This is a genomic window from Kribbella sp. CWNU-51 (assembly GCF_054073265.1).
In genome coordinates this window covers 34,849-61,131 of sequence record NZ_JBSXMZ010000028.1, presented here as the reverse complement: position 1 = coordinate 61,131, position 26,283 = coordinate 34,849, and the positions used below count along the sequence as shown (strand labels likewise).

Annotated in this window: 26 protein-coding genes and 2 pseudogenes; 10 read left to right on the top strand and 18 right to left on the bottom strand. The window is 69.4% G+C overall.

The annotated features are described in order from the left end of the window. Window positions 1-406 (top strand): hypothetical protein (locus ACXC9Q_RS28615; protein ID WP_457059726.1); only part of this gene is annotated, 406 nt, incomplete at its 5' end. Window positions 407-473: 67 nt separating this feature from the next. On the opposite strand, the gene ACXC9Q_RS28610 is transcribed toward ACXC9Q_RS28615, so the two are convergent. The 6 genes and pseudogenes from ACXC9Q_RS28610 to ACXC9Q_RS28585 all read right to left on the bottom strand — a co-directional run. Beyond that, window positions 474-1,571 (bottom strand): mannose-1-phosphate guanylyltransferase, encoded by a 1,098-nt coding sequence (locus ACXC9Q_RS28610; RefSeq protein WP_457059725.1) that lies wholly within the window; start codon window positions 1,569-1,571, stop codon window positions 474-476. A gap of 11 nt (window positions 1,572-1,582) precedes the next feature. Beyond that, window positions 1,583-2,605, bottom strand: a complete 1,023-nt coding sequence (locus ACXC9Q_RS28605) for an NAD(+)/NADH kinase (protein WP_457059724.1) — start codon at window positions 2,603-2,605, stop codon at window positions 1,583-1,585. Window positions 2,606-2,693: 88 nt separating this feature from the next. Next, on the bottom strand, window positions 2,694-3,764 hold the full coding sequence (locus tag ACXC9Q_RS28600) for a hemolysin family protein (RefSeq protein ID WP_457059723.1): 1,071 nt from the start codon (window positions 3,762-3,764) through the stop codon (window positions 2,694-2,696). Further along, complete coding sequence (locus ACXC9Q_RS28595) at window positions 3,761-5,098, bottom strand: hemolysin family protein (protein ID WP_457059722.1); 1,338 nt, start codon at window positions 5,096-5,098, stop codon at window positions 3,761-3,763. Before ACXC9Q_RS28595 ends, ACXC9Q_RS28600 begins: the two co-directional genes overlap by 4 nt. A 48-nt stretch (window positions 5,099-5,146) precedes the next feature. After that, window positions 5,147-5,407 (bottom strand): hypothetical protein, encoded by a 261-nt coding sequence (locus tag ACXC9Q_RS28590; protein ID WP_457059728.1) that lies wholly within the window; start codon window positions 5,405-5,407, stop codon window positions 5,147-5,149. Between the two features lie 172 nt (window positions 5,408-5,579). Continuing rightward, window positions 5,580-5,993: pseudogene (locus ACXC9Q_RS28585) on the bottom strand (SDR family NAD(P)-dependent oxidoreductase); the annotation flags it as partial. Between the two features lie 71 nt (window positions 5,994-6,064). On the opposite strand from ACXC9Q_RS28585, the gene ACXC9Q_RS28580 reads away from it, so the two are divergent. Further along, on the top strand, window positions 6,065-6,988 hold the full coding sequence (locus ACXC9Q_RS28580) for a LysR family transcriptional regulator (RefSeq protein WP_457059721.1): 924 nt from the start codon (window positions 6,065-6,067) through the stop codon (window positions 6,986-6,988). On the opposite strand, the gene tatA is transcribed toward ACXC9Q_RS28580, so the two are convergent. Beyond that, window positions 6,920-7,213, bottom strand: a complete 294-nt coding sequence (gene tatA, locus ACXC9Q_RS28575) for a twin-arginine translocase TatA/TatE family subunit (protein ID WP_457059720.1) — start codon at window positions 7,211-7,213, stop codon at window positions 6,920-6,922. The genes ACXC9Q_RS28580 and tatA overlap by 69 nt on opposite strands. A 67-nt stretch (window positions 7,214-7,280) precedes the next feature. Here tatA and ACXC9Q_RS28570 point away from each other — a divergent pair, with 67 nt between their 5' ends. Together ACXC9Q_RS28570 and ACXC9Q_RS28565 are read left to right on the top strand one after the other, a co-directional pair. After that, on the top strand, window positions 7,281-7,961 hold the full coding sequence (locus tag ACXC9Q_RS28570; protein WP_457059719.1) for a TIGR03089 family protein: 681 nt from the start codon (window positions 7,281-7,283) through the stop codon (window positions 7,959-7,961). 1 nt (window position 7,962) lies between these two features. After that, window positions 7,963-8,754 carry an SDR family NAD(P)-dependent oxidoreductase gene (locus ACXC9Q_RS28565; RefSeq protein WP_457059718.1) on the top strand — a complete coding sequence of 264 codons (792 nt, stop codon included), beginning with the start codon at window positions 7,963-7,965 and terminating at the stop codon, window positions 8,752-8,754. On the opposite strand, the gene ACXC9Q_RS28560 is transcribed toward ACXC9Q_RS28565, so the two are convergent. From ACXC9Q_RS28560 to galE, 3 genes are all read right to left on the bottom strand, one after another. Next, the gene (locus ACXC9Q_RS28560) at window positions 8,729-11,941 is read right to left on the bottom strand and encodes an ATP-binding protein (RefSeq protein ID WP_457059717.1); all 3,213 of its coding nucleotides are present in this window, start codon (window positions 11,939-11,941) and stop codon (window positions 8,729-8,731) included. The two genes, ACXC9Q_RS28565 and ACXC9Q_RS28560, sit on opposite strands and share 26 nt — an antisense overlap. A 148-nt stretch (window positions 11,942-12,089) precedes the next feature. Beyond that, window positions 12,090-12,509, bottom strand: a complete 420-nt coding sequence (locus ACXC9Q_RS28555) for a cyclic nucleotide-binding domain-containing protein (protein WP_457059716.1) — start codon at window positions 12,507-12,509, stop codon at window positions 12,090-12,092. 87 nt (window positions 12,510-12,596) lie between these two features. Continuing rightward, window positions 12,597-13,550 carry a UDP-glucose 4-epimerase GalE gene (gene galE, locus ACXC9Q_RS28550; protein ID WP_457059715.1) on the bottom strand — a complete coding sequence of 318 codons (954 nt, stop codon included), beginning with the start codon at window positions 13,548-13,550 and terminating at the stop codon, window positions 12,597-12,599. 66 nt (window positions 13,551-13,616) lie between these two features. Here galE and ACXC9Q_RS28545 point away from each other — a divergent pair, with 66 nt between their 5' ends. Next, the gene (locus ACXC9Q_RS28545) at window positions 13,617-14,414 is read left to right on the top strand and encodes a phosphocholine cytidylyltransferase family protein (protein WP_457059714.1); all 798 of its coding nucleotides are present in this window, start codon (window positions 13,617-13,619) and stop codon (window positions 14,412-14,414) included. 147 nt (window positions 14,415-14,561) lie between these two features. Here the strand turns inward: ACXC9Q_RS28545 and ACXC9Q_RS28540 are convergent, their stop codons facing one another. Together ACXC9Q_RS28540 and ACXC9Q_RS28535 are read right to left on the bottom strand one after the other, a co-directional pair. Continuing rightward, window positions 14,562-16,661: a spermine/spermidine synthase domain-containing protein gene (locus ACXC9Q_RS28540; protein ID WP_457059713.1), complete on the bottom strand. Its 2,100-nt coding sequence runs from the start codon at window positions 16,659-16,661 to the stop codon at window positions 14,562-14,564. A 64-nt stretch (window positions 16,662-16,725) separates the two neighbouring features. Then, a complete protein-coding gene (locus ACXC9Q_RS28535; RefSeq protein WP_457059712.1) occupies window positions 16,726-17,574 on the bottom strand; it encodes a trypsin-like peptidase domain-containing protein in 849 nt (282 codons plus the stop codon). A 279-nt stretch (window positions 17,575-17,853) separates the two neighbouring features. Between ACXC9Q_RS28535 and ACXC9Q_RS28530 the strand changes: the two genes are divergently transcribed. Beyond that, entirely contained in the window at window positions 17,854-19,335 is a 1,482-nt protein-coding gene (locus ACXC9Q_RS28530) for an LCP family protein (RefSeq protein ID WP_457059711.1), read from the top strand. Between the two features lie 6 nt (window positions 19,336-19,341). Next, window positions 19,342-20,343: a glycosyltransferase family 2 protein gene (locus ACXC9Q_RS28525; RefSeq protein ID WP_457059710.1), complete on the top strand. Its 1,002-nt coding sequence runs from the start codon at window positions 19,342-19,344 to the stop codon at window positions 20,341-20,343. On the opposite strand, the gene ACXC9Q_RS28520 is transcribed toward ACXC9Q_RS28525, so the two are convergent. The 6 genes from ACXC9Q_RS28520 to ACXC9Q_RS28495 form a co-directional block, all read right to left on the bottom strand. Next, window positions 20,340-21,095, bottom strand: a complete 756-nt coding sequence (locus tag ACXC9Q_RS28520; protein ID WP_457059709.1) for an ABC transporter ATP-binding protein — start codon at window positions 21,093-21,095, stop codon at window positions 20,340-20,342. The two genes, ACXC9Q_RS28525 and ACXC9Q_RS28520, sit on opposite strands and share 4 nt — an antisense overlap. Further along, window positions 21,082-21,963, bottom strand: coding sequence for an ABC transporter permease (locus tag ACXC9Q_RS28515; protein WP_457059708.1), 882 nt, complete (start codon window positions 21,961-21,963; stop codon window positions 21,082-21,084). The genes ACXC9Q_RS28520 and ACXC9Q_RS28515 overlap by 14 nt, the downstream gene beginning before the upstream one ends. Before the next feature lie 71 nt (window positions 21,964-22,034). Further along, window positions 22,035-22,736 carry a tyrosine-protein phosphatase gene (locus ACXC9Q_RS28510; protein ID WP_457059707.1) on the bottom strand — a complete coding sequence of 234 codons (702 nt, stop codon included), beginning with the start codon at window positions 22,734-22,736 and terminating at the stop codon, window positions 22,035-22,037. Next, complete coding sequence (locus ACXC9Q_RS28505; RefSeq protein WP_457059706.1) at window positions 22,736-23,389, bottom strand: hypothetical protein; 654 nt, start codon at window positions 23,387-23,389, stop codon at window positions 22,736-22,738. Before ACXC9Q_RS28505 ends, ACXC9Q_RS28510 begins: the two co-directional genes overlap by 1 nt. Before the next feature lie 22 nt (window positions 23,390-23,411). Next, entirely contained in the window at window positions 23,412-23,735 is a 324-nt protein-coding gene (locus tag ACXC9Q_RS28500; RefSeq protein ID WP_457059705.1) for an AzlD domain-containing protein, read from the bottom strand. Continuing rightward, on the bottom strand, window positions 23,732-24,418 hold the full coding sequence (locus ACXC9Q_RS28495; protein WP_457059704.1) for an AzlC family ABC transporter permease: 687 nt from the start codon (window positions 24,416-24,418) through the stop codon (window positions 23,732-23,734). Before ACXC9Q_RS28495 ends, ACXC9Q_RS28500 begins: the two co-directional genes overlap by 4 nt. 54 nt (window positions 24,419-24,472) lie before the next feature. Here ACXC9Q_RS28495 and ACXC9Q_RS28490 point away from each other — a divergent pair, with 54 nt between their 5' ends. The 3 genes and pseudogenes from ACXC9Q_RS28490 to ACXC9Q_RS28480 all read left to right on the top strand — a co-directional run bounded on the left by ACXC9Q_RS28490 (window position 24,473) and on the right by ACXC9Q_RS28480 (window position 26,261). Continuing rightward, window positions 24,473-25,069: a helix-turn-helix domain-containing protein gene (locus tag ACXC9Q_RS28490; protein WP_457059703.1), complete on the top strand. Its 597-nt coding sequence runs from the start codon at window positions 24,473-24,475 to the stop codon at window positions 25,067-25,069. 220 nt (window positions 25,070-25,289) lie between these two features. Beyond that, a pseudogene (locus tag ACXC9Q_RS28485) lies at window positions 25,290-25,739 on the top strand (DUF3472 domain-containing protein); the annotation flags it as partial. A 42-nt stretch (window positions 25,740-25,781) separates the two neighbouring features. After that, on the top strand, window positions 25,782-26,261 hold the full coding sequence (locus tag ACXC9Q_RS28480; RefSeq protein ID WP_457059727.1) for a ricin-type beta-trefoil lectin domain protein: 480 nt from the start codon (window positions 25,782-25,784) through the stop codon (window positions 26,259-26,261). Window positions 26,262-26,283 lie beyond the last annotated feature (22 nt).

The window sequence follows — 26,283 nt, the reverse complement described above, 5'->3', positions numbered from 1 at the left end:
CAGGCGTTGCAACAATCCCCTGAATCTGCCCACCCGATCCGGGACGAGATCCTCCCCACCTGGCGGCAACCAACAGAACAAGGCCGACCGCCGGGACCCGAAGGAGGCGAACGAACCACCCACGGATACGTCAGAAGAGGGGGATATCCCCTCAGCTGAGGGGTTGCCCCCTCAGATTCCGAGTGGGCAACCCTCCAACTCGGGGGCTATCCCCGCTGGTGTCGTCGCTGACCCAGGCGACACGACAGCGGGCGGCGTACTGCGGCGGCGGGGCGCGGGCGGCGTACTGCGGCGGCGGGGCGCGGGCGGCGTACTGCGGCGGCGGGGCGCGGGCGGCGTACTGCGGGGCGGACTCGGACGGGAGCAGGACCTGGGACAGGCTGCGGGGGCCTGGGACAGGTTGTGAGGTGTCCCAGGTCCCGACAGGGTGTCCGCGCCCCGCCCGCCGAACGGCGCCCGGGTGGTGTGTGGGGTCAGATGTAGCGCTCGGCGTGGTCGGATTGGACTTGGGCTACCAGGTCTTTGACGCGTTCGCCGTCGGCGAGGGGGCAGACCATGGTGACGTCCTGGGTGTGGACGATGATGTGGCTGCGCAGGCCGACCGCGGCGACCAGGTGGTCGGGGTCGTCGGTGACGACGATGTTGTCGTGGGAGTCGAGCAGGCAGCTGAGCGTCGTCCCGTCCGTACGGTTGCCGTTGGCATCGGCGTCGTACGTGCCGGCCAGTGCGGCCCAGGAGCCGACGTCGAGCCAGTGCACCGGCATCGGTACGACGACCACGTCCGCGTCCACCTTGCCCTGCGAAGCCGGCTCCATCACCGCGTAGTCGACGCTGATCTTGCGCAGGTTCGGATAGATCTCGGCCAGGGTCGCATCCCGCGACGGGGTGTCCCAGACCGACGCGACCTGACGCAGCCGCGCGGCCGACTCGGGCAGCAGCTCGTCCAGCACGCTCAGTACGGTCTCGGCCCGCCAGACGAACATGCCGGAGTTCCACCAGAACCGCCCGGTGGCCAGGTACTCCTCGGCGGTCGCCCGATCCGGCTTCTCCCGGAACCGGTCGACGGCGAAGGCCCTGGTCCCCTCGATCGGCTCGCCGCGCTCGATGTACCCGAGCCCGGTGTGCGGATGGGTCGGCTCGATCCCGAACGTCACCAGCGACCGGGACCGTTGCTCGACGACCGCGAAACCGTTCTCGATCGCGGCCCGGAACTCGTCCTCCGGACTGATCAGGTGATCCGATCCGACGAACGCCACCACCGCGTCGGGGTCGTTGCGCGCCACCACCGCGGAGGCCAGGCCGACCGCGTTCGCGGTGTCCCGGCGGGCCGGCTCACCGATGATGTTGTGTTCGCCGAGCTCTGGCAGCTCGGTGCGGACCACCTCGGTGTACGCGCCGACCGTGCACACATAGATGTTCTCCGGCTCGACCAGGCCGCGGAGCCGGTTGTACGCCACCCGGAGCAACGACTGTCCGGCTGCCAGCGGCAGCACCTGCTTGGGCCGGTCGTCTCTGGACAGCGGCCACAACCGTGTCCCCGAACCACCGGCCAGGATCACCACGTTTCGCATGAGGAGAGACCCTACCGGTCGTGACCAGACGGTGGCGGAAGCTTGAGGTGGGCGAGGTCCGGCGGGACAGGCGTGGTGGTCCGCCAGAACAGGTCGGACTCGCCGTCGAGGGCGGTCGCGGGTGCGTCGGTGAGCCGGAAGCGGTCCCGCAGCCGGCCGTAGAAATCGGTGGGAGCCAACCGGACCAGGCGGAGCCGCCGAGTCGATCCGTAGACGCCGATCCAGTCACCCGGATCGAGGACCCCGCGGAGCTGCCCGTCGATGCTGACCGCGGCCTGACCGGAGTGCGGAAGGACCCGGAGCGCGACCGGCTCGTCCGGCGCCGTGACAACCGTTCGGTTGAAGGTCATGTGCGGTGCGACCGGAGTGAAAACGATCGCCTCGGTGCTCGGCGACAGGATCGGCCCACCCGCCGCGAAGCTGTACGCCGTCGACCCGGTCGGCGTCGCCACGATCACCGCATCCGCGGAGTACGACGCCAGCAGCCGGCCGGCCAGATACACACCCAGCGCCACCTGATGGTCGCGCGCCAGCTTCTCGAGGACGACGTCGTTCAGCGCGGTCACGTCCAGCGCCACGCCCCAGCCGTCCCCCTCCGCGGTCTCCGGACGGACGGCCGGCGGCGGAAGGGCAGGGCCATGTCCGTAGCGCAGCAACGACTCGATGCCACTCGGGATCTCCAGCGGACGCGAAGCCCGCATGGTCAGCGTCATCCGCTCCTCGTACGTCGCACCGCCGTGGTGCACCGCCTCCAGAGCGGCCTCCACGTCGCGGCACGCCACCTCGGTCAGGAACCCGACCTTGCCGAGATCGACCCCGAGCACCGCCGCGTCGTTCTTCGCCGCGATCCGGGCACCGCGCAGGAACGTGCCGTCACCGCCCAGCGTGACCACGAGATCCGGGCTCCCCGCGTGGTGCAGCTCGTCCATCCCGCCGCGTCGTTCCTCGTGCGCCTTCCAGACGTCGATGTCGGTGCAGCCGATGTCGTGTCTGGTCGCCCACTGGCGCACGGTCTCGGCGGTCTGCACAGCCACCGGACGCCCCTGATGAACGACAAGCCCAAGCCGCCTGATCGGCACGACGGTCCTCCTCCGGACGGTTCCTGCCTCCACCGTAGCCGCCCTAGCGATCCGGTGATTCCGCCTTCGCGGCTTTGACGATCGGGTCGGTCTCGTCGTCGAACTCCCCGATCACCTCCTCGAGCAGATCCTCCAACGCCACCACCCCGACCGGCCGATCCTCGTCCCGTACGACGGCCAGCTGCGAACGCTGATCGCGCATCGTCCGGATCGCGGTCGCCACCGGCGTAGTCGCGGCCAGCTCGAGGGGCGCCGTCATCAGGTCCGACGCGCGCAACGTCGTACCGCCGCTCGTGGTCGCGCGGGCCGCGTCACGGACGTGCACGATGCCGCAGATCGTCGTACCCGAACTGACGACCGCGAGGCGGGAGCGGCCCTCGCGGCGGCTGGTCAGCTCGACGTCGCGGGCGGACGCGGCCGCGGGAACCGTCGACAGCTGCGCGATCGGGGTCATCACCTGGGCGACCGTGGTGTTCTGCAGCGCGAGCATCGCGGTGAGCAGGTTGTGCTCGGGCTCGTCCAGCGTGCCGTGCTCCCGGGAGGACTCGATCAGCAGGCGGAGCTCGTCGGGGCCGTGCGCGTTGGCCAGCTCGTTCTGCGGGGTCACCTTCGCCAGCCGGACGCAGAGGTTGGCGAGCCAGTTGAGCACGATCAGCAGCGGGCGGAAGACGTACGTGAAGGCGCGGAACGGGAGAGCGAGCGCCAGCGCCGACCGCTCGGGATTGCTGATCGCCCACGACTTCGGGGCCATCTCACCGAGCAGCACGTGCAACAGGCCGATGACGGCGACGGCGATGATCAACGCGATCACCTGACCGACGCGCTCGGGGACGTGCGCCAGTTCGAACAACGGGTGCAGCAGACTGGCCACCGCCGGCTCGGCCAGCGAACCGAGTCCCAGCGTGCACAGCGTGATGCCGAGCTGCGCACCGGCGAGCATCAGCGACAGCTCACTCACGCCGGCGATCGCGGCCCGGGCCGAGCGGCTGCCGGCCGCGGCCGCCTCCTCGAGCCGATGCCGCTTCGACGCGACCAGCGCGAACTCGGCGGCGACGAAGAAGCCGTTCAGGGCCAGCAGGATCACCGAGATGACCAGGGCGAGCGGCGTACTCATGCCAACCGCTCCATCAGGACGAGACCCGGCACGTGGCGCTCGATGGTCTGCACCGTCAGCCGGACGAACTCGGCCGGGACCGGCCGGCCGTCATGGTCGATGCGGTGCCGCAGTTGCACCATGAGCTCGTCGCCGATCGCCGGGATCCGGCCGAGCCGGGCCATCACCAGGCCGGACAAGGTCTCGTAGTCGTCGCCCTCGGGCAGCGCGACGCCGGTGGCCTCCTGGACCTCGTCGAGCCGCCATCGGGCCGACACCACCCACGATCCGTCGCCGCCCGGAACGAGTCCGCTCTCGGGCAGGTCGTCCTCGTCGTGGATCTCGCCGACCAGTTCCTCGGCGATGTCCTCGAGCGACACGATCCCGGCGAATCCGCCGTACTCGTCCACGACGATCGCGAGCTGGCGGCGGGCGGTCCGCAGCCGTTCCAGTACGCCGGGCAACGGCAAAGTCTCGGGTACGACGACCGGCGGCGAAGCCAGCGAGCCGACGGCGATGTGCGCCCGGTCGGCCGGTTCGAGCTCGACCACGTCGCCGATCGCGACCACGCCGAGCACCTCGTCGACCGAGTCGGCGATCACCGGGAACCGGCTATGCCCGGTGTCCTGCAGCTCGACCACCCGGGTGAGCGGCTCGTCGCGATGCATGGTGATGACGTCGACACGCGGGACCATCGCCTCCCCGGCGGTCCGGCCGCGGAAATCGAGGCCGCGGTCGAGCAGCCGCATGGTGTCCTCGTCCAGCAACCCCTGCTCATAGGACGTGACGATGATGCGGTCGAGCTCCTGCGCGGTCGCGCCCTGCGGCAGCTCCTCGACGGGCTCGATGCCGACCCGGCGCAGGATCCGGTTCGAGGCCGAGTCGAAGACCCGGATCAGCGGGCCGGCGATGGTCAGGTACATCAGCGTGGACCGGGCCAGCCTGAGCGCGATCACCTCGGCCTTCGCGATGGCCAGGTTCTTCGGCGCCAGCTCGCCCAGCACCATCTGGATGATCGTTGCCAACAGCAACGCCAGGATGACCGAGACGGACACGCTCACGGCCTGCGGCACCCCGGCCGAGCCGAGCAGCTCCTCCAGACCCGCACCGAGGTAGGGCTCGGCGAAGTACCCGGCCAGCAGCGCGGTGATGGTGATGCCGACCTGCGCGCCGGACAGCACGAACGACAGCCGCGACGTGACCTTCAGCGCCCGCGCCGCCGCCGGGTCACCGTCCTCGGCCAGCGTCCGCAGCCGGCTCCGGTCGACCGCGACGTACGCGAACTCCTGGGACACGAAGTAGCCAGTGGCAACGGTCAGCACCAGGATCAGAGCCAGGCCGCCCAGGATCAACATGTCCTGACCTTATGAGAACTCCGGCTGCTGGAGTACTGCGGGGTGATTTCACCGGGTGGACGGCTTCCACGGGAGGATTTTGCCGTCGCGGACGAGTTCGCCGTACATCGCGGGGTCGGTGCGGTCGGCCAGGATGACGTCGACGATCGGCTTGACCGCCTCGGCCGGGGACTTCGCCTCGCTGAAGTCGTCGAACCACGGCCGGGACGCGCGGGTGTCCACCAGCCCCGGACAGACCGACGCGACCAGCGTCCCGTCCTCGAGGTCGCGCGTACGGCGATCCGCCGCGACGGCCCGCACTGCGGCCACCTGAGCCACCTTCGACGGGAAGTTGATCCACTCCGGCCAGCCCTTCCTCCTCGGCCGTCCCGTCGTGAATCGCGACCCGCCACTCCTCGACCGCCTGCTCCACCTCGTCCAGCGTCACCCCGTCGAACCGCTCCCACAGCGCCTCCGGCAACTGCTCCAGCGTCCCCAGCGAACTGGCCACCACGATCAACCGCCCGCCCGGCCGCAGAATCGGCGCGAACTCCCGCAACACAGCCTGAGCCCCGAGGTTGGCGACATCGATGAATACATCAGCCTGCTCAGCCTGCGTCCGATCCGGGTGCAGCGGCCCGACGGCGTTGGAGATCACGATGTCGACCGCCCCCAGCTCACGGGCCAGCGCCGCCACGGCCTCCGCATCCGTCACATCCAGCACCCGCCCCTCGATCCCAGCCATCCCCGCCTCGGAGTCGGCCAGCTCGGCCACGGCGGTTGCCACTCGGTCTGGATCCCGGCCGGTGAGCAGCACCAGGTCCTCTTCGTTCAGGCGGATGGCCAGTTCTCGGACGAAGGCATAGCCGATGCCTTGGTTGGCGCCGGTGACCAGTGCAATGCGTTGTTCTCTCATGTGACCAAACGTAGGTGCGGTGCGCCTATGACTCCAACGAATCTTTGGCACAGGTAGTATGCGTAAACGTCATGGACTTCACCGATGTCTCACTGGTGGCGTTGCGAGTGTTCCGGGAGGTTGCGGAGCGCGGCACGTTCACGGCGGCCGCGACCGCGCTCGGCTACACCCAGTCGGCGGTGTCGCGACAGATCGCGTCGCTGGAGCGGGCCGCGGGCGCACCGCTGCTCGAGCGGCGGCGCGAAGGCGTGCTGCTGACGGCAGCCGGTCAAGTCGTACTGCGGAATGCCGCCGGCGTGCTGGATCAGCTCGACGCGACGGCCCGCGAGCTCGCCGGGCTCCCCGCGGCCGGTGGGACTGTCCGGCTGGGCTGGTTCCCGAGCGCGGGCGCCGTTCTGTTGCCGCAGGCAATCAGTGCGCTACGCCGCGGCCATCCGGCGATCACGGTCACGACCCGGGAGGGATCAACCCCCGCCCTGGTCCGGGCGCTGCGGGCGGGGACTGTGGACCTGGCGCTGCTGGCGTCGGCACCGCCGTTCCGGCCGCCGGACGCGGAGTCGCCCGCGTTGAAGCTCGAGACGCTCGCGGAGCGGAGTCTGCGGCTGGCGGTGCCGGCCAGTCATCCGCTCGCGGCCCACGACTCGGTGGACGTGGCCGACCTGCGGGGTCAGCGGTGGATCGCCGGGCCTGCGGCTGGCGAGGAGTTGCTGATGGGCGTCTGGCCCGGGCTCGACGAGCGGCCGGTGATCGCGCACACGGTCCGCGACTGGCTGGCGAAGCTGCAGCTGGTCGCGGCCGGTGCCGGGCTGACCACGATCTCCGCGTCGATGGCGTCGGCCGCACCGGCGGGTGTCCGCGTGGTCACCGTCCGCGGCGGACCGAAGGAGCTCCGGCGTACCATCCTGGCCCGCCTCCCCGGCCGCCTCTCAGAGCCCGCGACGCTCCTCGCCAACGCCCTCCGAGCCGCCGCCCTCGACATCAACCCGCCCGACTGACTCGGCCGGCGGCCCGTCCGACCGCGGCGGCGGCTGCGGTGCGGTGACCTGCGCCGGCTTCTCGTCGTCCTCGGAGTCCTCGGATCTGGCCTTGTTGAACTCGTTGAGCGCGCGCGCCGCGTTGCGCGACAGCTCAGGCAGCTTCTTCGCGCCGAACAGCAGAATGACGATGACCAGGATGACGATCCATTCGCCGCCCTGTGGCAGCTCGAGCTGTGGCACCATGACAAGCCTTCTTTCCGCGAATCCCCTCACCACGGTACGTCGGCGCCCGAAACGTAGGGTGGGCCATATGTCACGAGTCCTTCCCGAGCTGTTCGGAACCGCGGTCCGCCGGGATGGCGCCGGTCCCTTCCTCACCTACTACGACGACGCGACCGGTGAACGGATCGAGCTGAGCGCCCTCACCACCGCGAACTGGGTCGCCAAGACCGCCAACCTGCTGGTCGACGAGTACGACCTGGAGCCCGGCGAGACCGTCGCGATCGGGCTGCCGCCGCACTGGCTCGGCGTGGTCTGGGCACTGTCGACCTGGTCGGTCGGCGCCGCCCTCACCAGCGGCACCGGCACCCTCGCGATCACCGGCCCGGACCTGACCGTCCGCGGCGAGCGAGAGACCATCGCGTCGGCCCTGCTCCCGCTGGGCGGCCGGTTCCGCGAGCCGCTGCCGGACGGCATCCACGACTACGGTGCCGAGGTCTACAACCACCCGGACGTGTTCGTGCCGTTCGAGCCGCCGACTCCGTCGTCACCGGCGTACGACGACCTCACCCACGAAGACCTGATCGGTACGGCGGAACCCGTCGCCGAGCGGATCCTCGTCACCCGGGACCTGACCACGCGGGACGGGGCGGCACTGCTGGTCGGGGTGATCTCCGGAGGTGGTTCGATCGTCCTCTGCCGCAACCTGGATGCCGCCAAGCTGGAGCGACGGGTCACGGACGAGAAGGTCGACCGAGTGCTGGAGGAATGACATGCGGCGATTCGAAGGACGGGTGGCTCTGGTCACGGCGGGCGCGCAGGGGATCGGGGCCGCGGTGGCCCGGCGACTGGCGGACGAGGGCGCGTCGGTCGTGGTCACCGATCTGCAGGAGGAGAAGGTCGCCGAGGTCGCGGCCGGGATCGGCGAGCAGGCGCTCGGCCTGCGCCTCGACGTGACCAGCCGGGACGACGTCGACGCGGCGGTGGCGGCCGCGGTGGGTCGGTTCGGCCGGCTGGACGTCGTGGTGAACAACGCCGGCGGCTGCATCGTGACGTCCGTGCCGGAGGACGCGACCGCCGAGGAGTGGCACCGGCAACTCGACCTCACGCTGGTCGGCGCGTCCCGGTGCATCCAGGCCGCGCTCCCCCACCTGGTCAAGACTCGCGGCAACGTGGTCACGATCAGCTCGGTGAACGGCCTGGCCGCCTTCGGCAACATCGAGTACTCCGCGGCCAAGGCCGGCCAGATCGCGATGACCGTCAACTACGCGGCCCGGTACGGCGAGTTGGGCGTCCGCTTCAATATCGTTGCCCCCGGCACCATTCGGACGCCGAACTGGGACAACCAGCCGGACACCCTGGAGCGGTTCTCGAAGATGTATCCGCTCGGCCGGGTCGGCGAGCCCGAGGACATCGCCGCCGCGGTCGCCTTCCTGGCCTCCGACGACGCCGCCTGGATCACCGGTCACACGCTCCCGGTCGAAGGCGGCGTACTCACCGGCCCCCGCGGCGAGATGAACCTGACCCCGTCCGGCTCCTTCAAGAAGGAGTATCCGGGGCTCTGAACAGCTGCTCGGCCTGGGCCAGGGCGGTGGGGTCGCCGGTGGTGCGGTACAGGCCGCGCAGGGCGTGCGCCTGCTCGAGTTTGTTGCCGAAGGCACCCCAGTCCGCGGCCGCCCGGGCGAACGCGGCGGCCGCCGCCTCGGTGTCGCCGCGGTGTTCGGCGAGCAGCGCCTGGGCGGTCGTCGCCGAGTACTCGCGCATCGGCAGCACCGGCTCCACGAAGTCCGTGAGCACGGCGCCCGCCTCGGCCTGACCGGCGGCGAGCGCCGCCCGCACCAGCGAGGGCAGTCGGGCGTCGAACTCGAAGCTGCCGCGCAGGTCGGACAACGACGCGAGCAACTGAAGGATCTCGAGTACGCCGTCCTGGTCGCCGTCCCGGGCCCGGGTGGTCACCGCGGGCGATCCCGCGACGACAATCAGGTCCGGCCAGCCCGCATCCACCGCCTGCCGGAACGCCTCCTCGGCGGGATCGCGCGCGCCCGCGAGACCGGACTCGGCTTCGGCCACCGCCAGCGCCGACAGCACCTCGATGCGCCGCAGGGTGGTGAACGCCGGTCCGGAGTGCTCCAGCTTGGCCCGGCAGGCCGCGATTGCTTCGGCCGGCCGGCCCGTCTCGATCATCAACTGCAGGACGGTGCAGCCGATCTGCTGCTCCATCTCGGCCAGCCGCCGCCGGGCGGAGAACTCGCGAGCGGTGTCCAGTTCACTCAGGGCGACCATCGGTCCCTCGATCTGCCACAGCACCCAGCCGTAGTTCAGCCAGATCACCGCCGCGTCGCGCCCCTGCCCGAGCTCGAGGAGCGCGGCCAGCGCCTCCTTGACGTCGACCAGCCCGCCGGTGTCGCCCTGGCCGACCCGGGCGAGTCCGCGGGCCTCGAGAGCCCGTTGCGGTACGGCGTACCCGTGCTCGGCGGCCATTCGCAGGGCGCGGTCCGCCGAGGCGATCGCATCCTCACGACGGCTCGCGACCAGCCGGATGCTCGCCTGCCCGGTCAGCAGCCGCACGAGGTCCTCGCTCGGCCCGAGCTCCTCGAGCATCGCGACCGCCCGGTCTACCGTCGCCAGGCTCTCCTCCATGCTGTTCAACGCGTACGTCGACGCCCGCAACGTGAGCGCGAGTCCGCGGATGTCGCCGATCGCCTCGAATCCGGCGATCGCCTCGCGGTAGGCGGTCCGCGCGTCGTCGAGCCGGCCGGCCAGGAACGCCGCCCAGCCCCAGCGCGCCAGGACCGCCGGACGTTCAGGATCGCCGGGTGGGGTGAGGCCGAGGGCACGGTCGAGCAGGGCGATCGCCTCGCGGGTGTCGAGGTTCATCGCCAGCTCGGCGGCCATCAGCTGGAAGCGACGGGCCCGAGGGGCGATCGCCGCGACCGCATCCGTGTCGCCGAGCGCGGCGGCCAGATCGAGAGCGGTGGTGAGGTGGTACGCGATCAGATTCGGAGTCTCGGCCTGGCAGGCGGCGCAGCGCAGGTCGAGCCAGTCGGCGGCGGCGAGGTGCCGCGCGGACCGAGCCGCCCGCGGCACCTGGCTGTACGCGACATCGCGAGTGAGTGCATGCCAGAAGGTGTACTCGTGCTGGCCCAGCATCGACGACCGCCGGACCGGCCGCACCAGCTCCTTGCGGGCCAGCTCCTGCAGCGCCTGGACGACCTCCGCCGGGTCCCGGCCCGAGAGCGCCGCGACGGCTTCGGCCCAGAACACCGGGCCGATCACGGCCGCATCCGCGAGCAGTGCCTTGCGATCGGGCTCGAGCGTGTCCAGCCGGGCCGCGATCAGCGCGGCGATGCCGGCCGGCAGCTCGACAGAGGCGGCCTGGTCCGGGCCGCAGTCGGCGACGATCCGGGCGAGTTCCTCGGCGTACAAGGGGTTGCCGTCGGCACGCCGTACCAGGCGACGGCGGGTCTGGTCCGGGACGTCCTGACCGGCGAACATCTCGATCAGGAGTTGATCGGTCTCGGCGGCGGTCAGCGGTGAGAGGCCGATGGTCAGTGAGTTCTGCACGCCACGGGTCCACTGCGGTCCGCGTTCGAGCAGCTCGGGGCGGGCGGTGACGACGACCAGTAGCGGAAGGTCGGTCAGCCACTCGGCGAGGTGATCGACGAAGGCCAGCATCGCGTCCGTGGCCCAGTGCAGATCCTCGAAGACCAGGACCACGGGCGCCTGCTCGGCGAACGACTCCAGCAGTTGCCGCCAGGCCGCGAACGACTCCTCCTGCGTCACCGACTCCGCCGGCCCGGAGCGTTCGACGCCGACCAGTGGCCCGACTCTGGCGCGCAACCAGGCCCGGTCCGCGCCGTCCGGCAGGATCGCGTCGAGCTTCTCCGCCGCCTGCGCCGGCGGGTCTGTGTCCAGGATCCCGGCCTGGACCTTGATGATCTCCGCGATCGGCCCGAACGGCGTCTCGCCGTACGGCACGGATCGGCCCTCGCGCCAGCTGACGAGCTCGTCGTGCCGGTCCAGCCAGGCGCCGAGCTCCGCGACCAGGCGCGACTTGCCGATCCCCGGTTCGCCGAGGAGTGTGACGAACTGCGGCACCCGCTCCGCGACGGCCTTCTCGAACGTCGTGCACAGCAAGGTCAGATCGCGCTGCCGGCCGACCATCGGCGTACTGAGGTCGCGGATCACGTCCGCGCCGAACCGGGCCCGCGGCGGACCGGCCTGCCAGCGGTCGAGCGGGTGGCTGATTCCCTTCGCCACAACGGGTTCCAGCGCGTCGTAGCCGAACACGCGACTCGTCGCGTCGTACGTGCCGGGCCCGACCACGACCGCGCCGACCGGAGCCGACGCCTGCAACCGGGCGGCGGTGTTGACGACCATGCCGGTGACGAACGGCTCGCCGAGCTCGGGTCGCGCGGTCAGCTGGACCAGTGCCTCACCGGTCTCGATCCCGATCCGGACCTCCAGCGGCCCGTCCGGCAGTTCGCGCACCGCGTCGAGGATGGCCAGGCCGGCCCGGATCGCCCGCTCGGCGTCGTCCTCCCGGGTCCGCGGTGCACCGAAAACGGCCAGGATGGCGTCCCCGGCGAACTTCTCGACCGTCCCGCCGTACCGCTCCACGGTCTGCCGCAGCGTCGAGTGGTACGGCGCCAGCCACCGGCGGACGTCTTCGGGGTCGGCGGACTCGGACGCGGTGGTGAAGCCGACCAGGTCGCAGAACAGCACCGAGACAACCTTCCGCTCCTCGGTCATGGGGCCTCCCGGCCTGGACTGAGGAGCGCAGGGAGCGAAGCGACCGGAGCGACGAGGGAAGGCCGGGAGCTAAAGCCCCATGACCCGCCGCGCCGGAGGCGTGGCATCAACACAGTCATGGGCGTCCCCGCGCGCTCGAGCTGATGGCTCAGCTGTCGGACTCTAGGCGGCGGATGCGGGCGGTCAGGGCCTTGAGCAGGGCCTGGGCGACGTCCGGGTTCTCCCGCACGACCGGCTCGAACGCCAGTGCCGACAGCGCGAACGTGCCCAGCCCGTCCGGCCCGGCGACCACGGTCGCGGACCGCGGCAGGCCGTCGATCAGCGAGATCTCACCGAAATAGTCCCCGACCTTGAGCGGCTCGCGGACGACGCCGTTGACCTCGACGTCGGCCGAACCCTCCAGCACCACCTGCAGACCGGCGTCGTCGGCCCCCTGCTCGATCACGTGCTGGCCGGCCGGGACGGTCAGCCGGGTGCCACGCTCGATCAGGTCGGACAGCGTGTCCTCGGACAGCCCCTCGAAGAGATCGATCTTCGCCAGGAACTGCGGCAGGCTCTCGTAACTCATGGATCGCACCCCTCGATCGGTGCCCGCACCGGGCAGCTCAGTGAACTGCGCCACAGGCTACAACCGGCGGGCACCGCCCACCACGATTCAGCTCTTCGGCCAGGCTTCCCAGGCGGTGGCGAACATTTCGTCGACGGTGTAGGTGTTCTTCCAGCCCAGGTCGTGGGCGGCCAGCGTGCCGTCGGCGACGACACGGGAGGGGTCGCCGGGGCGGCGGGGGCCTTCGGCCGGGGTGAAGTCGATGCCGGTGACGCGGCGGGCGGCGTCCATGATCTGGCGGACCGACGTGCCGGTGCCGCTGCCCAGGTTGTAGACGGGCTCCAGGCTCGTCCCGGCGTCCAGGGCGCGGGCGGCCGCGACATGCGCGCGGGCCAGGTCGGCGACGTGGACATAGTCCTTGACCGACGTGCCGTCCGGCGTCGGGTGGTCGTTGCCGTAGATCTGCGGCACCTTCCCCTGGGCCAGGAGGCCGCAGACGATCGGGAACAGGTTGTACGGGCTGGCGTCGTACACCTTCGTGTCACCGGACCCGACCACGTTGAAGTAGCGCAGCGACGTGTGGTGCAGCTCGGTCGCGGCGGCCTGGTCCCGGAGCAACCACTCCCCGACCAGCTTCGACTCGCCGTACGGGCTCTGCGGGTCCGGCGGCGTCTGCTCGGTCACCAGCTCGTCCTTCGGGGTGCCGTAGACACCGGCGCTGGACGAGAACACGAGGTTGCGGATCTCCTTGTCCGCCATCGCCTCCAGCAGTGACACCATCGCGGTCACGTTCTGCGTGTAGGTGTGCAGCGGGCGGTCGACCGAGACCCCGGCGTACTTGAACCCGGCGAGGTGCACGACGCCGCTGACCCCGTCCAGCGCACCGCGGACCGCCGTACCGTCCAGCAGGTTGGCCTGGACGAACGGGACGCCGTCCGGCACGAACCCGGCCTTCCCGCTGGACAGGTCGTCGATCACGACCACGTCGATCCCATCGGCCAGGAACGCCCGCACCACATGCGCCCCGATATACCCAGCACCACCAGTCACAAGCCATGTCATGGTCCCGATCGTGCCATCTCATCGCAAGCCAGGGCGCGCAGACGGGCCGAAGCCGTACCATGGGCCATGATCGGACTGGTCCTCGCCGCCGGGGCGGGTCGGCGGTTGCGCCCGTATACGGACATGTTGCCTAAGGCACTCGTTCCGATCGGTCCTGATACCACTGTTCTCGACCTCACGCTGGCCAACTATGCGGCGGTCGGTATCACCGATGTCGCGATCGTGGTCGGTTACGCCGCGGCTGCGATCGAGTCGCGCGTCACGGACCTGCAGCAGCGGTACGGCGTGACGCTCGAGCTGATCCACAACGACAAGGCCGAGACGTGGAACAACGCGTACTCGCTGTGGTGCGCGCGCGATCACCTCGGCTCCGGGGTGCTGCTGGCGAACGGCGACACCGTGCATCCGGCCTCGGTCCAGCAGACGTTGCTCGACGCCCGCGGCAACAATCGCCGGATCATCCTCGCCCTCGACGCCGAGAAGTCCTTGGCAGGGGAGGAGATGAAGGTGATCTGCTCAGAGCACGCCGGCGTCGAGCGCATCACGAAACTGATGGACCCGGCCTCTGCCACCGGCGAGTACATCGGCGTCACCCTGATCGAGCCCGCGGCCGCGACCGACCTCGCCGCCGCCCTCCGCAAGACCTGGGAGCGTGACCCGCAGCTCTACTACGAGGACGCCTACCAACTCCTCGTCGACCAGGGCCTCCGGATCGACGTCGCCCCGATCGGCACCGTCGACTGGGTGGAGATCGACAACCACGCCGACCTGGCCCGCGCCCGCGAGATCATTGCGAGACAGTCGCCACCCAGAAGTACGTCAGGTCGGTCCAGCTCACCTGAGCCGGCGCCACGTCAGCCGTGAGCTGCGCAACGGTCGGGAAGTTCTTCAGCACCTCGAACGTGCGTCCGTCGGCAGGCGGGCCAGGTCCTCCTGCCGTTCCGGCTTGTCGTAGACCGCGTCGTACTCGGTGGCGCGGTCCCGGTAGTAGTCGGCCAGCTCGCTCATCGGCTAGCTCCTCACCACCGCGCGGATCTTGGGCGTGAGGAGGAAAGCACCGAGGTAGAGCAGGGCGGCGATGATGAGGAGGCCGTCGAAGCCGATGATCAGCGCCGCGTACTCGAGGCAGCCGCCGAGCATGGCGCCGAGGAGGTTCGCACCGAACGACGCGGTGCCGTCGGCGGTGTCGGTGAAGCGCTTGGCGAAGATGACGTTCGCGGCGAAGATCGGCAGGAACGCGATCAGTACGGCGACCACCGCCCGCAGGCCGACCGGCATCCCCAGCAACCAGCCGTCCGGGAACACCCAGGCCAACGCCAGCCCACCGAACAGGACGCCGTACATGATCTTGACCGGTGGTGTCTTGAACCGTCTGGTCACTTCGACAGCGGCCAGTACGGCGACCAGCACCCCGGCGAAGACGATCGCGTTCACCACCCACGTCGTACCGAAGAGCAAGGCGAACCCGGTGATGCTCTTCGTCTCCAGCAGCATGAAGCCGGCGCCGAGCAGGAACAGGTCGGCGTACGGGCGCATCCGCCGGTACGACGATCCGCCGCCGGCGATCCCGACCCCGATCAGCCCGGCGACCAGGATCAGCCCGAGCGTGACCAGGTAGAGCGACGGGATCCGGTCCGTCAACAGATAGAGGAACGGCCGGTTGTCGGTCGCGGGCGGCGGCGTGATCGACGACGGACCGGCCCACTCACCCTGGCAGGTCTGGTCGGCGGAGGTGAGCCCGACCGTCACCACCGCCTGCTGCAGCTCGTCGCCGATCTTGTCCACACACGGCTTGTGCCCGAACGCCTTCTGCGCGGTCGATGCGAGCCGATCGATCAGCCAGGTCTCGCGGTAGAAGTTGTACATCGCGAACGCGCCACCCGGATTGAGGTGGTCACGAGCGGACTTGAACGCCTGCTCGGTGAACAGGTAGCTCTCCAGCCGCAGCGAGCTCGCGCCGTTCACCAGCGTCAGCGAGTCCGGCAGCGCCAGCAGGATCAGGTCGTACTTCTTGTCCGTCCGGGACAGGAACGCCCGCCCGTCGTCGATGTGCGATGTCACCCGCGGGTCCTGGTACGGCCGGTCCGGGTGCAGCGCCTTCCCCAGGTCGCGGATCCGCGGGTCGATCTCGACCGCGTCCACATGCGTCGCGCCCTTCTTCAGCGCGATCGCCACGTCCGACCCGGAACCGGCGCCGATGATCAGCACGTTCTTCGGCGTCTTGCCGACATTGGCCCGCTCGTAGGGCAATCCGTACTGCGACTCCCACCGCAGCCGCGCGTCGGCCGGGATCGCCTGCTGGTGCGGTACGCCGTTCACCGTGATCGTCACCAATGGCACACCCTCATAGCTGGTCTGCTTCGTCTGCACCTTGTAGTACGGCGACCAACTGTTCTCCGGTCGGGTCGACTCGTGGAAGAGCACCCCGACCATCACCAGCAGCGGCGCGAGCACCAGCGCGGCGCTCAGCCCGAGTGCGACGACACTACGACCGGTCGCGGCGACCCCGGATCGTTGCCGCGGGATCATCAGCGCGCCGAACATCACCGTGACGATGAGACCCCACCAGATCGGCGGCGCCCCCAGGAACGACAGCCCGGTGAAGCTCGCGATCCCGACCAGGCTCCCGATCAGGTCGTACCGGTACGCCGTCAGTCGCGGCAACTCGGCGAAACACCGGCCGACCAGCTCGGCTGGACCGGCCAGCACCACCGCGGCGGCGACGAAGATGATCGGCAGGATCACCCACACCGGCGGGCCGGTGGTGTTCAGGCTGGTGAAGTAGATGACGCTGGACGACGTGCCGCGGTTGACCGTGACCGGCTTCCACGCGATCACCAGGACCAGCAGCCCGAGCATGATCGGTGAGTAGTAGGGCAGCCGTTTCGCCCGCCCGGATCGGAGGATGCCGATCCCGATGCCGAGGAACGAGCCGAGTAGCACGAAGTTCGAGAAGTAGCTGAGATGGACCACGTTCGAGCCGGTCCAGCGGATCAGCGCGAGCTCGAGGAAGAGCATCAGCGCACTGGACGCGACGAGTCTGGTCCGGACCCCGAGGGGGCTCGGCCACTTCGACGTACTGACCTGATCCGTAGAGGAGTCGACTGCCATGCGGGGCGACGTTACCGGATATCGAAGTGGTGTGCGTCACCCCGCACTCGGCAGTGACAGAGGGTCAGTGGCGGGCAGCAGGCTTCGGTAGCTCGCAGCCGGCCTTGTTCAGGTCGATGGTGCGCGTCGCGGTCAGGCAGGTGTAGAGCCACCAGGTCTGCTGGCCGTACGCCGCGCCCTGCTCGACCGTGACGTTGCCGTCGGCGTCGACCTCGCACGGGTTGTTCACCGTGCAGCGCTCGCCGTCCTCGTTGCCGGTGTTGTTGATGCCGATCACCTCACCGGTGGACGTGCTGACGACCGGGGATCCCGACGTACCGCCGATCGTCTCGCAACCGGGCTGCTGGTACTTGATCGAGTTCTGCCAGGTCCAGTCGCCCTCGCGCAGTTGCGGGATGGTCGCCTGCACCGAGCAGGTGTATATCCGCTTCCAGTAGCCGGAAACGACCGCCAGGCCGGCGCCGTTCGCCGGGCCCTGCTTGGCCAGCGTGAGTGGCGAGACGTTGAGGCGGCTCTTGATCGAGGCGTAGGTCTCGTTCACCTTGTAGACGATCATGTCGGTCTTCGTCATCGTGCCGAACAGGATCCGGGCGGCACGGACCGTGCCGGCCCGGCCGGAGTCCGGCCGGAGCAGCGTGATCGAGCGGGTCGACGCACGGTTCACCAGCACCTGGCCGGGCTGCAGGAACCCGCCCTCGTAGCAGTGCCCGTTGGTGAGTACGAGCGCCTTGTCGGTGCTGGCGGATTCGGCGTACCGGACCAAGGAGGCGGAGCAGTTGCTGAGCGCGGCGATGCCGGTGAAGTCGGCACCGGGCGCCTGCACGGCAGGTTCGAATGCCTGCGCAGTACTGGTGCCGAGAAGAGTGACGGTGACGGCCGCGGTGGCGGCCAGAAGCGTACGGAACAGTTTCATGGGCGGTTTCCTGTCCTCACTGAAGGTGCGTGCAGCACTTCGTAACGCATCCACCCATCGACCACCATCACAACTGCGTGAAACCGATCGACCACAGGGTGTGTGCACGGGTTTTCCTGCGCTGCGTGAGAAGGCTGCTACTCTTCGTCTCCGGATCCGCCTCTGCCCGAACCATCACCGGCCCCGGCACGTCGTACCGGGTGAGGGTGGGGACGACAAGGTACGGTCGACTGCAGTATCGGCCGCCGTGCTGCGTGAATCTGAGAACGGAAGGACGTCATGCCGCAGGAGAAGCCTGACCTGCGCAATCTCGGCGAGCCGGTGCGGTTCAAGCGGGCGTTGACGCTCGTGCTGATGACACTGGTGCTGCCGGGATCGGCGCAGATCGCGGCCGGCAGCAAGCGGGCCGGCCGCTGGGCCTGGCGGGTGGTCGCGGGGCTGGTCGCGATCGTCGTGTTCCTGGTGCTGCTGGGGCTGGTCTGGCGGTCCGGCACGATCAACCTGATGGCCCGGCCGGGCACGCTGCGGATCGTCCAGGTGCTGCTGATCCTGCTCGCGGTCGGGTGGGCCGGGCTGTTCATCGACGCCTACCGGCTCGGCCGGCCGCTGAGCCTGGAGCGCAACCACCGGCTCATCACCAGCATCCTCGACGGCGTCCTCATCCTGGCCGTGGTCAGTGCGCTGATCTACGGCAGCACGATCGTGAACGCGCAGCGCGACTTCGTGGCGAGCGTGTTCGGCAACGGGCAGAAGTCGAAGGCCGAGAAGGGCCGCTACAACGTGCTGTTGCTCGGCGGCGACTCCGGCGCGGACCGGATCGGCACCCGGCCCGACAGCATCACGCTGGCCAGCATCGACGCGGACACCGGCCGGACCGTCCTGATCGGCCTGCCGCGGAACCTGTCGAAGGTTCCGTTCCCGGCCGGTACGGCGATGGCCAAGCAGTTCCCGGACGGCTTCCAGTGGCAGAACTGCGGCGCCGAGTGCCTGATCAACGCCGTCTACACCTACGCCTCCAACCACAAGGACCTCTTCCCAGGCGACCCGCACCCCGGCGTGACCGCAACCAAGCAGGCGGTCGAGGCGGTGACCGGGATGAAGGTCAACTACTACGTGCTGATCGACCTGGCCGGGTTCCGCGACCTGCTCAACGCGGTCGGCGGCATCACCCTGGACATCGGCAAGCGGGTCCCGATCGGTGGCGGCAGCTCACCGATCAAGGGCTACATCGAAGCCGGCAAGAACCAGCATCTGGACGGTTACCACGCGCTCTGGTTCGCCCGGTCCCGGGCGGAGTCGTCGGACTACGAGCGGATGACCCGGCAGAAGTGCGTGATGTCGGCCATGCTGAATCAGCTGTCGCCACAGACCGTGCTGACCAAGTTCCAGGGCATCGCGTCGGCCAGCAAAGAGGTGGTCCAGACCGATATCCCGGCCGGCGAGCTGGGCACCTTCACCGACCTCGCGCTGGACGCGAAGAAGCTGCCGGTGTCAAGCTTCTCCGCGGTCCCACCCTTGATCCACACCGGTGATCCCGACTTCGCACTGATCCGCACCAAGGTCGCGGAGGCCGTCGCGAAGTCGGAAGCGCTGGACAAGGCGGGCTCGGGGGGAGACGGTAAGACTTCGAACACTCCGCGTAGTACGACGAGCAAGCCGACCACCAGTACGACCAAGAAGCCGAGCACGCCGAAACCCGGCAGCTCACCGACCACACCCGCCACCGGCGTCGACGACGTCGCTTCGATCTGTAAGGCCTGACCTGATATGCCGCTGTCCCACTGGCCGCCCGTGTCCGTCGTGATGCCCGTGCTGAACGAGGAACGTCATCTCGAGGAGGCGGTCGGCCGCGTTCTCGACCAGGACTATCCGGGGGAGCTCGAGGTCGTGCTCGCCATCGGCCCGAGCAAGGACCGGACCCAGGAGATCGCAGACAAGCTGGCCGACCGCGACCCGCGGATCAGCATCGTGCCGAACCCGACCGGCAAGACCCCGGCCGCGCTGAACGTCGGCATCGCGCACGCCAAGCACGACATCCTGGTCCGGGTCGACGGGCACGGCGCCCTCACCGACGGCTACATCACCCGCGCGGTCGAGGTCCTCGACGAGAGCGGAGCCGACAACGTCGGCGGCGTGATGGCGGCCGAAGGCCGGACACCGACCGAGATGGCTGTGGCGTGTGCGTACCGGTCCCGGCTGGGTCTGGGTGCGTCGACGTTCCACCAGGGCGGCAAGGCCGGGCCGGCCGACACCGTTTATCTGGGCGTCTTCCGGCGGGCCGCACTCGAGCGGGTCGGCGGCTTCGACGAGACCATGCACCGGGCCCAGGACTGGGAGCTGAACTACCGGATCCGCAAGACCGGCGGCCTGATCTGGTTCAGCCCGGACCTGTCCGTCACCTACCGGCCGCGGTCTTCGCTGTCCGCGGTGGCGAAGCAGTTCTTCCACACCGGCCAGTGGCGCCGCGAGGTGATCCGCAGGCACCCCGAGACCGCGAACAAGCGCTACCTGGCGCCGCCGATCGCGGTGATCCTGCTGGCAGTCGGCACGATCCTCGGCATCATCGGCCTGATCAGCGGTGTCAGCTGGCTCGATCTGGGCTTCCTCGCCCCGCTCGGCTACGCCGTGCTGCTTCTGGCCGGCTCCGCGGTCGAGGGCCGCTACCTGCCCTGGCGGGCCCAGCTCTGGATGCCGCTGGTCTGCGCGACCATGCACGTCTCCTGGGGCCTGGGTTTCCTGCTGGGCCTCCGCGAGCGGCCGACGCCCTAGCTCCTGGTCTCCTTGATGTAGGCGTCGACCACTTCGTCCACCGGACCGTCGAGACGCAGTAGGCCGGCGTCCAGCCACAGGGCGCGATTACACGTGTCGCGGACGACGTCCAGGCTGTGGCTGACCAGGAAGACCGTACCGGCCTGGTCGCGCAGCTCACGGATCTTGCGCTCGGACCTGCCCCGGAACTCGGCGTCCCCGGTCGCCAGCGCCTCGTCCACGAGCAGGATGTCGTGCGTCTTCGCCGATGCGATCGCGAACTTCAGCCGCGCCGCCATCCCCGACGAATACGTCGACATCGGCAGGTCGATGAAGTCGCCGATCCCGGCGAACTCGACGATCTCGTCGTACCGGCGCTGGATCTCGGCCGGTGACATGCCCATCGCCAGGCAGCCGAGGACGACGTTCCGGTCGCCGGTGAGGTCGTTCATCATCGCCGCGTTGACGCCGAGCAGCGACGGCCGGCCGCCGGTGTAGATCACGCCGTCCGCGGGCGGCAGCAGGCCGGCGACCGCGCGCAGCAGCGTCGACTTGCCGGAGCCGTTGCGGCCGATCACGCCGATCGCGTCGCCCTTGTAGGCGGTGAAGCTGACGTTCTTGACCGCGTGCACCTCGCGGATCGTCGGCCGGTCCTGCCGCTTCAGGATCCGCCGGAACGCGGTCGCCGCCGTACCCTTGCCGCCCTGGCCGGCGATCACCTTGTAGACGATGTCGACCTGGTCGGCGATGACGGTCGGCTCAGCCTCGTCCATATCGATCCTCCGCCCGCCAGAAGTAGACGAACCCGAAGGCCAGCATCACGAACGACCAGACGATCGCGATCGACCACGCGTGCGGCAACTCGTTCTGCTTGTGCTCCTCCAGCAGGGATCGCCGGACGATGTCGATGTACGCCGAGATCGGGTTGAACGCGAGCACCTGGACGACCCAGCCCGGCGCGTTCGCCTGCTCGAGCTTGGCGGGCAGCGAGAAGAAGATGCCGGACGCATACAGCCAGGTGCGGGTGATGAACGGCAGCAACTGGCTGACGTCGGACACGAACGTCCCGATCCGCGCAAAAACCAGCGTGATCCCGATGTTGAACATGACCTGCAGCAACAATGCCGGTACGACGAGCAGCCAGTGCCAGGCGAATCCGTCGGTGAAGCCGACGATCACGAGCAGGATGCCCAGTGAGATGAGCATCTGGTTCAGCTCGTTGAGCACGTAGGCCAAGGGGAGCGTCGCTCGCGGGAAGTGCAGCGTCCGGATCAGCGACAGGTTCAGCGCCAGCGAACGCGAGCCTTCGGTCATGCAGCGCTGCGTGAAGGTGAAGACGAAGATGCCGGTGAGCAGGAACGCGACGTAGTTGTCGATCCCGTTCTTGGTGCCGAGCAGGACACCGAAGGCGAAGTAATAGACCGCCGCGTTGAGCAGCGGTGTCAGCACCTGCCAGAGCGAGCCGAGGCGGGCTCCGGCGTACATGGCGTACGTGCGTGCGGTGGCATAGCTGAGGACGAACTGGCGACGGCTCCACAGCTCGCGCAGGTACGAGCCGAGCGGAGGGCGGATCGAGCTCTTGGAGAGTCCGTAGCGTTCGGCCAGCGCCGCCGGGTCGGTCACCCAGGTCGGCCCGGTCATGGGGCATTCAACACTGCGGCGGTCGGCATTGCGCCAATGTACTGCGCTCTGTGATCCGCTCGTGACGCAGGTCAGCCCACTAAGCGGGTTCTCAGCTTCGCCAGATCCGCGGTGGTGAGACCACCGTGGCGCAGGTATGCCTCCGGCCCGCCGTACTTTTCGTCGAGATGCCGCAGAATCGCGACCAGTGACTCGGCCCGGGTGTCGCGGAACTCGATCATCTCCGGATGCAGGGCGGTGTCCGGCTCGGCGGCGAGTTGCTCGTCCAGCCACGGGGCGAGCCGTTCCTGGGTGAGGAAGTAGTCGGCGACGATCTCGTCCTCGGGTACGCCGGCGATGCTCAGCGCCAGCGCGACGACCATGCCGGTGCGGTCCTTCCCACCGTGGCAGTGCACCACGACCGCGCCGTCCGGCTCGTCCGCGATCGCCTTGACCGCGGCCGCGAACAACTCCGGTCGCCGGTCGAGCATCCAGGTGCACGCCGCGACGATCGTCGGCTGCCCGTGGTTCGGGTCGGCCGGATCCTGCAGTGGCTGCCGGACCGCCAGCGGCGTCCCGGTGAACGGCGTCGGCGCAGTCGCCACCTCGCCGTCGCCGCGCAGATCCAGGATCCGGCTCACGCCGGAACGCCGTACCGCGTCGACGCCGTGGGGGGTCAGGTACTGCAGGCTCTCCGAACGGATCAGCACACCTTCGCGGATGGTGTGGCCGTCGGCGGTCGGCAGTCCACCGACGTCGCGGGCGTTGCGGCAGCCGGGCCAGTCGAGGTCCATCAGCGATCCTGCGGGCGGTCCGGGTTCGGGCCCGGGTTGTACGGCGGGGGTGCGGGGAAGGTGGTGTTCGGCGGCGGCGGGTAGTTGCCGGGGGCACCTGGTGGTGGCTGCATCGGGAACGTACCGGACGGGCGGTTGCGGCGGCGGTTCTTGACCAGGCCGATGGTGAGCAGGACGCCACCGAGGATGAAGAAGACCAGGAAGGAGCCGATCGCGCCGAAGATCGACAGCACGAACTTGCCGACCGACATCCCCGGCCCGGCGGCGTACGTCGCGGAGGTCTGGTCGTCGGTGCACGAGATGCTGTAGTCGCCCGCCGGGACGGGGTCCACCGAGCGGGCGACGACGTACCAACTGTCACCGTTGATCGTGATCGTCTCCGACCCGGTCGGCGGCTTGAGCGGCACGTCGCCGCCCGAGGAGTCCTGCGCCTTGCACGGCGGCGCGGGCACCGGCACGGACGAATAGATCGTCAGCCCGTCCTTGTTCAGATGGATCACGCCGCTCTCGATCGGCTGCGGCGATCTCGGTGCCGTCACGACGATCCGCCAGACGAAGAATCCGGTCAGCACGACACCGATCACGAAGCACGCGATCGCAATCCAGATCAGGGTCTTCTTCGCCGCGGGCGGCTGCCCGGGATAGGTGCTCATGCGAGCACGCTATCCGTTCCGGCTACGGTACGCCGAGGAGCCGCAGGCCGGCCGCGGTCGCAGCGGCTGCCACCACGACCAGCACGAACGGGGTCCTGCGCCAGGCCAGGATGCCGCCGACCAGCACGCCGGCCGACCGAGCCACCCCGGCCGGGCCGTGGCCGTCCATCAGCGCGGAGGTCGCGACGAGTGCGGTGAGCAGGACGATCGCCGCCGCGGCCAGGATCTGCTGGGCCCGGTCGGGGATCTCGAACCGACTGCGCAGCATCGGCCCGGCGAACCGCAGCGAAAAGGTGCCCACAGCAAGGATCCCGATGGCGGCCAGCACGAGCGGGGTGTTGGTCATGGGGTCACCTCCATAGCGGGCTTGTCTGCGCGGTAGAACAGCAGGCCGATCAGGGCGAGCAACACCGGCAGACCCGCTGGCAGGAACGGCGTCGCGGCTAGTGCGACCACGACCCCGACGAGTGCCGCCGTACGGGTCGCACGGTCGCGCAGGGCCGGCAGGACCAGAGCCAGCAGGACAGCCGGGAAGGCCGCGTCCAGGCCGAACACATCGGTGTCGGTGATCACGGAGCCGGCCAGGCCGCCGATGACGACGCCGACGTTCCAGCACAAGAAGATACCGATCCCGCCCGCCCAGTACGCGGCCCGCTTCTGCTGTGGATCGTCCTGCCCCATGGCGAAGGCGACGTTCTCGTCGGTCATCACGTGGCTGCCCGGCAGGCGCCGCCAGCCGCCGCCGATCAGGTCACTGACCGCCAGGCCGAACGCGACGTGCCGCGTGTTCACCAGCAGGCCGGCGATCATCGCGGCGATCGGATTGCCACCGGCCGCCACGATCCCGACGAAGAGGAACTGCGACGCGCCGGCGAACACCACGATCGACAGCAGCACCGGCACCCACAACGGCAGGCCGCCGCCGACGCTGATCGCGCCGTACGAGAGACCGACGACGCCGTCGGCCAGGCAGACCAGGCCGATGTCGCGGGCCAGTCCACGATCGAGTGTTCGCCAGATCGAACGCATGAGCATTATGATGAACAACCTTCCACCCGTTCGTCAAGCCGAACAATCAGACCGATGGAGCGAACACCGATGGACACCGAGTCTGCCTCCGGGGATCGCGGCACCAAGGCGCCGCTCGACGTGATCGCGGCCTCCCTGCGCCGCCACCGCGCCCGCGCCGGCCTGTCGCTGAGCGAGGCGGCCAAACGCGCCGGCGTCGCCAAGTCGACGCTCTCCCAACTGGAGTCCGGCACCGGCAACCCGAGCGTCGAAACCCTGTGGGCACTGGCCGTCGCGCTGGACACCCCGTTCGCCGCGCTCCTCGATCCACCGCGACCGAAGGTCCAGATCATCCGCGCCGGGGACGGTCCGGTGATCTACTCCGACCAGGCCGACTACAGCGCGACGCTGGTGGCCTCCAGCCCGCCGAACGCCCGCCGCGACATCTATCGCATCGACGCCTCCCCGGGCCCGGGCCGGAAGTCCGAGCCGCACATGCCCGGCGTGGTCGAGCACGTCATCCTCGGCTCCGGCCGAGCCTTGGTCGGCCCGGCCGACGACCCCATCGAGCTGAACCCGGGTGACTACGTCGCCTACCCGGGCGACCTCCCCCACATCTTCCAGGCCCTCGAGGAAGGCACGATGGCGACGCTTGTTTCCGAGCACATGTAACGTTAAGCGCTCACCTCTGGACATCAGCGCGCAACTCTGCGCATCATCGTCGTCGAGAGAGCTCTCTGGTCGAAGTCCGCCCGCTTCGTTGGAGGTTGCACCCCGATGAGACTCAGATCCCTCCTGTCCTGCGCCCTGCTCGGGCTCGCCGCGGCACTCGTTCCGGAGGACGCGCGCGTCGGCTGTCGGCGTCACGCCAGGCACGTACGTCAACTACACCTTCGACACCGCCTCGGTGACGCAGGCCGAGTTCCGGATGACCGTCAACGCCTCGCCCGGGAAGGCGAACGTCTACTGGGCCAACCAATTCAGCTTCACTGCCGCTGACGTCGGTGGCTACACCGGCATGCAGACCCATCGCGACGGCGTCGGCATGTTCATCTACTCACTGTGGAACTCCACGGCCTGGCGCGTCGGCGACGCCGGCACCTACTGCATCCAGTTCCAGGAGGACGGCACCGGTGGCAGTTGCCGTCTCGACCAATCGCCGGTCGCCGGGCACACCTACGCGTTCGCGGTCGCCAGTGAGGGCAGCGGCTGGTACGGCGTGACCGTCCGCGACCTCACCGCCGGCACGTCGTTCAAGCTCGGCAGCCTGCAGACCGGGGCCGGCAACGCCATCAGTACGTCGGGCATGGTCAGCTGGACCGAGTACTTCGACTGGAACAACGACAAGGCCACCTGCGACGACGAGCCGTACTCGAAGCTGACGATGACCGCGCCGACGAGCGGCAGTCAGACGGCACACTTCACCGGCAGTTCGGAGAGCAGCGGCTGCGCGGCCGACAGCCAGGTGACGATCTCCGGCTCGACGGCCGTCCAGGAGAACGGGATCGGCAACTCGTCATCCGGCGAGATCCGCGGCAGCGGCGGATGCCTGGACGTGTCCGGCAGCGACAGCACGACGGTCCTGCTCTACAGCTGCACCGGCGGGAACAACCAGAACTGGGTGCACGCCGAGAACCACACCCTGCATGCCCTGTTCAGTTGCCTCGACGCCAGCGCCACCCAGGCCGGCACCGTCATCGTCTACAGCTGCCATGGCGGCACCAACCAGCAGTGGACCCAGCCCGGTGACGGGACGATCCGTTCGAACGGGCTCTGCCTCACCGCACCAGTTGCCCTGGGCAACGCAGTAACCGTTGCCGCATGCAACAACTCCGCCAGTCAGCGCTGGACCACGCCGGCCTGAACGCGGGGCGCCCGGGACCACA

Coding starts and splice junctions, on each gene's coding strand:
- ACXC9Q_RS28495 (WP_457059704.1), bottom strand. CDS start 24,418: ATGCGTTCGATCTGGCGAACACTCGATCGTGGACTGGCCCGCGACATC.
- ACXC9Q_RS28510 (WP_457059707.1), bottom strand. CDS start 22,736: ATGGACCTCGACTGGCCCGGCTGCCGCAACGCCCGCGACGTCGGTGGA.
- ACXC9Q_RS28505 (WP_457059706.1), bottom strand. CDS start 23,389: ATGAGCACCTATCCCGGGCAGCCGCCCGCGGCGAAGAAGACCCTGATC.
- ACXC9Q_RS28595 (WP_457059722.1), bottom strand. CDS start 5,098: ATGTTGATCCTGGGCGGCCTGGCTCTGATCCTGGTGCTGACCGTTGCC.
- galE (WP_457059715.1), bottom strand. CDS start 13,550: ATGACATGGCTTGTGACTGGTGGTGCTGGGTATATCGGGGCGCATGTG.
- ACXC9Q_RS28560 (WP_457059717.1), bottom strand. CDS start 11,941: ATGACCGAGGAGCGGAAGGTTGTCTCGGTGCTGTTCTGCGACCTGGTC.
- ACXC9Q_RS28525 (WP_457059710.1), top strand. CDS start 19,342: ATGCCGCTGTCCCACTGGCCGCCCGTGTCCGTCGTGATGCCCGTGCTG.
- ACXC9Q_RS28610 (WP_457059725.1), bottom strand. CDS start 1,571: ATGCGAAACGTGGTGATCCTGGCCGGTGGTTCGGGGACACGGTTGTGG.
- ACXC9Q_RS28490 (WP_457059703.1), top strand. CDS start 24,473: ATGGAGCGAACACCGATGGACACCGAGTCTGCCTCCGGGGATCGCGGC.
- ACXC9Q_RS28480 (WP_457059727.1), top strand. CDS start 25,782: ATGACCGCGCCGACGAGCGGCAGTCAGACGGCACACTTCACCGGCAGT.
- ACXC9Q_RS28530 (WP_457059711.1), top strand. CDS start 17,854: ATGCCGCAGGAGAAGCCTGACCTGCGCAATCTCGGCGAGCCGGTGCGG.
- ACXC9Q_RS28545 (WP_457059714.1), top strand. CDS start 13,617: ATGATCGGACTGGTCCTCGCCGCCGGGGCGGGTCGGCGGTTGCGCCCG.
- ACXC9Q_RS28555 (WP_457059716.1), bottom strand. CDS start 12,509: ATGAGTTACGAGAGCCTGCCGCAGTTCCTGGCGAAGATCGATCTCTTC.
- ACXC9Q_RS28500 (WP_457059705.1), bottom strand. CDS start 23,735: ATGACCAACACCCCGCTCGTGCTGGCCGCCATCGGGATCCTTGCTGTG.
- ACXC9Q_RS28535 (WP_457059712.1), bottom strand. CDS start 17,574: ATGAAACTGTTCCGTACGCTTCTGGCCGCCACCGCGGCCGTCACCGTC.
- ACXC9Q_RS28600 (WP_457059723.1), bottom strand. CDS start 3,764: ATGAGTACGCCGCTCGCCCTGGTCATCTCGGTGATCCTGCTGGCCCTG.
- ACXC9Q_RS28515 (WP_457059708.1), bottom strand. CDS start 21,963: ATGACCGGGCCGACCTGGGTGACCGACCCGGCGGCGCTGGCCGAACGC.
- ACXC9Q_RS28540 (WP_457059713.1), bottom strand. CDS start 16,661: ATGGCAGTCGACTCCTCTACGGATCAGGTCAGTACGTCGAAGTGGCCG.
- ACXC9Q_RS28520 (WP_457059709.1), bottom strand. CDS start 21,095: ATGGACGAGGCTGAGCCGACCGTCATCGCCGACCAGGTCGACATCGTC.
- ACXC9Q_RS28580 (WP_457059721.1), top strand. CDS start 6,065: ATGGACTTCACCGATGTCTCACTGGTGGCGTTGCGAGTGTTCCGGGAG.
- ACXC9Q_RS28565 (WP_457059718.1), top strand. CDS start 7,963: ATGCGGCGATTCGAAGGACGGGTGGCTCTGGTCACGGCGGGCGCGCAG.
- tatA (WP_457059720.1), bottom strand. CDS start 7,213: ATGGTGCCACAGCTCGAGCTGCCACAGGGCGGCGAATGGATCGTCATC.
- ACXC9Q_RS28570 (WP_457059719.1), top strand. CDS start 7,281: ATGTCACGAGTCCTTCCCGAGCTGTTCGGAACCGCGGTCCGCCGGGAT.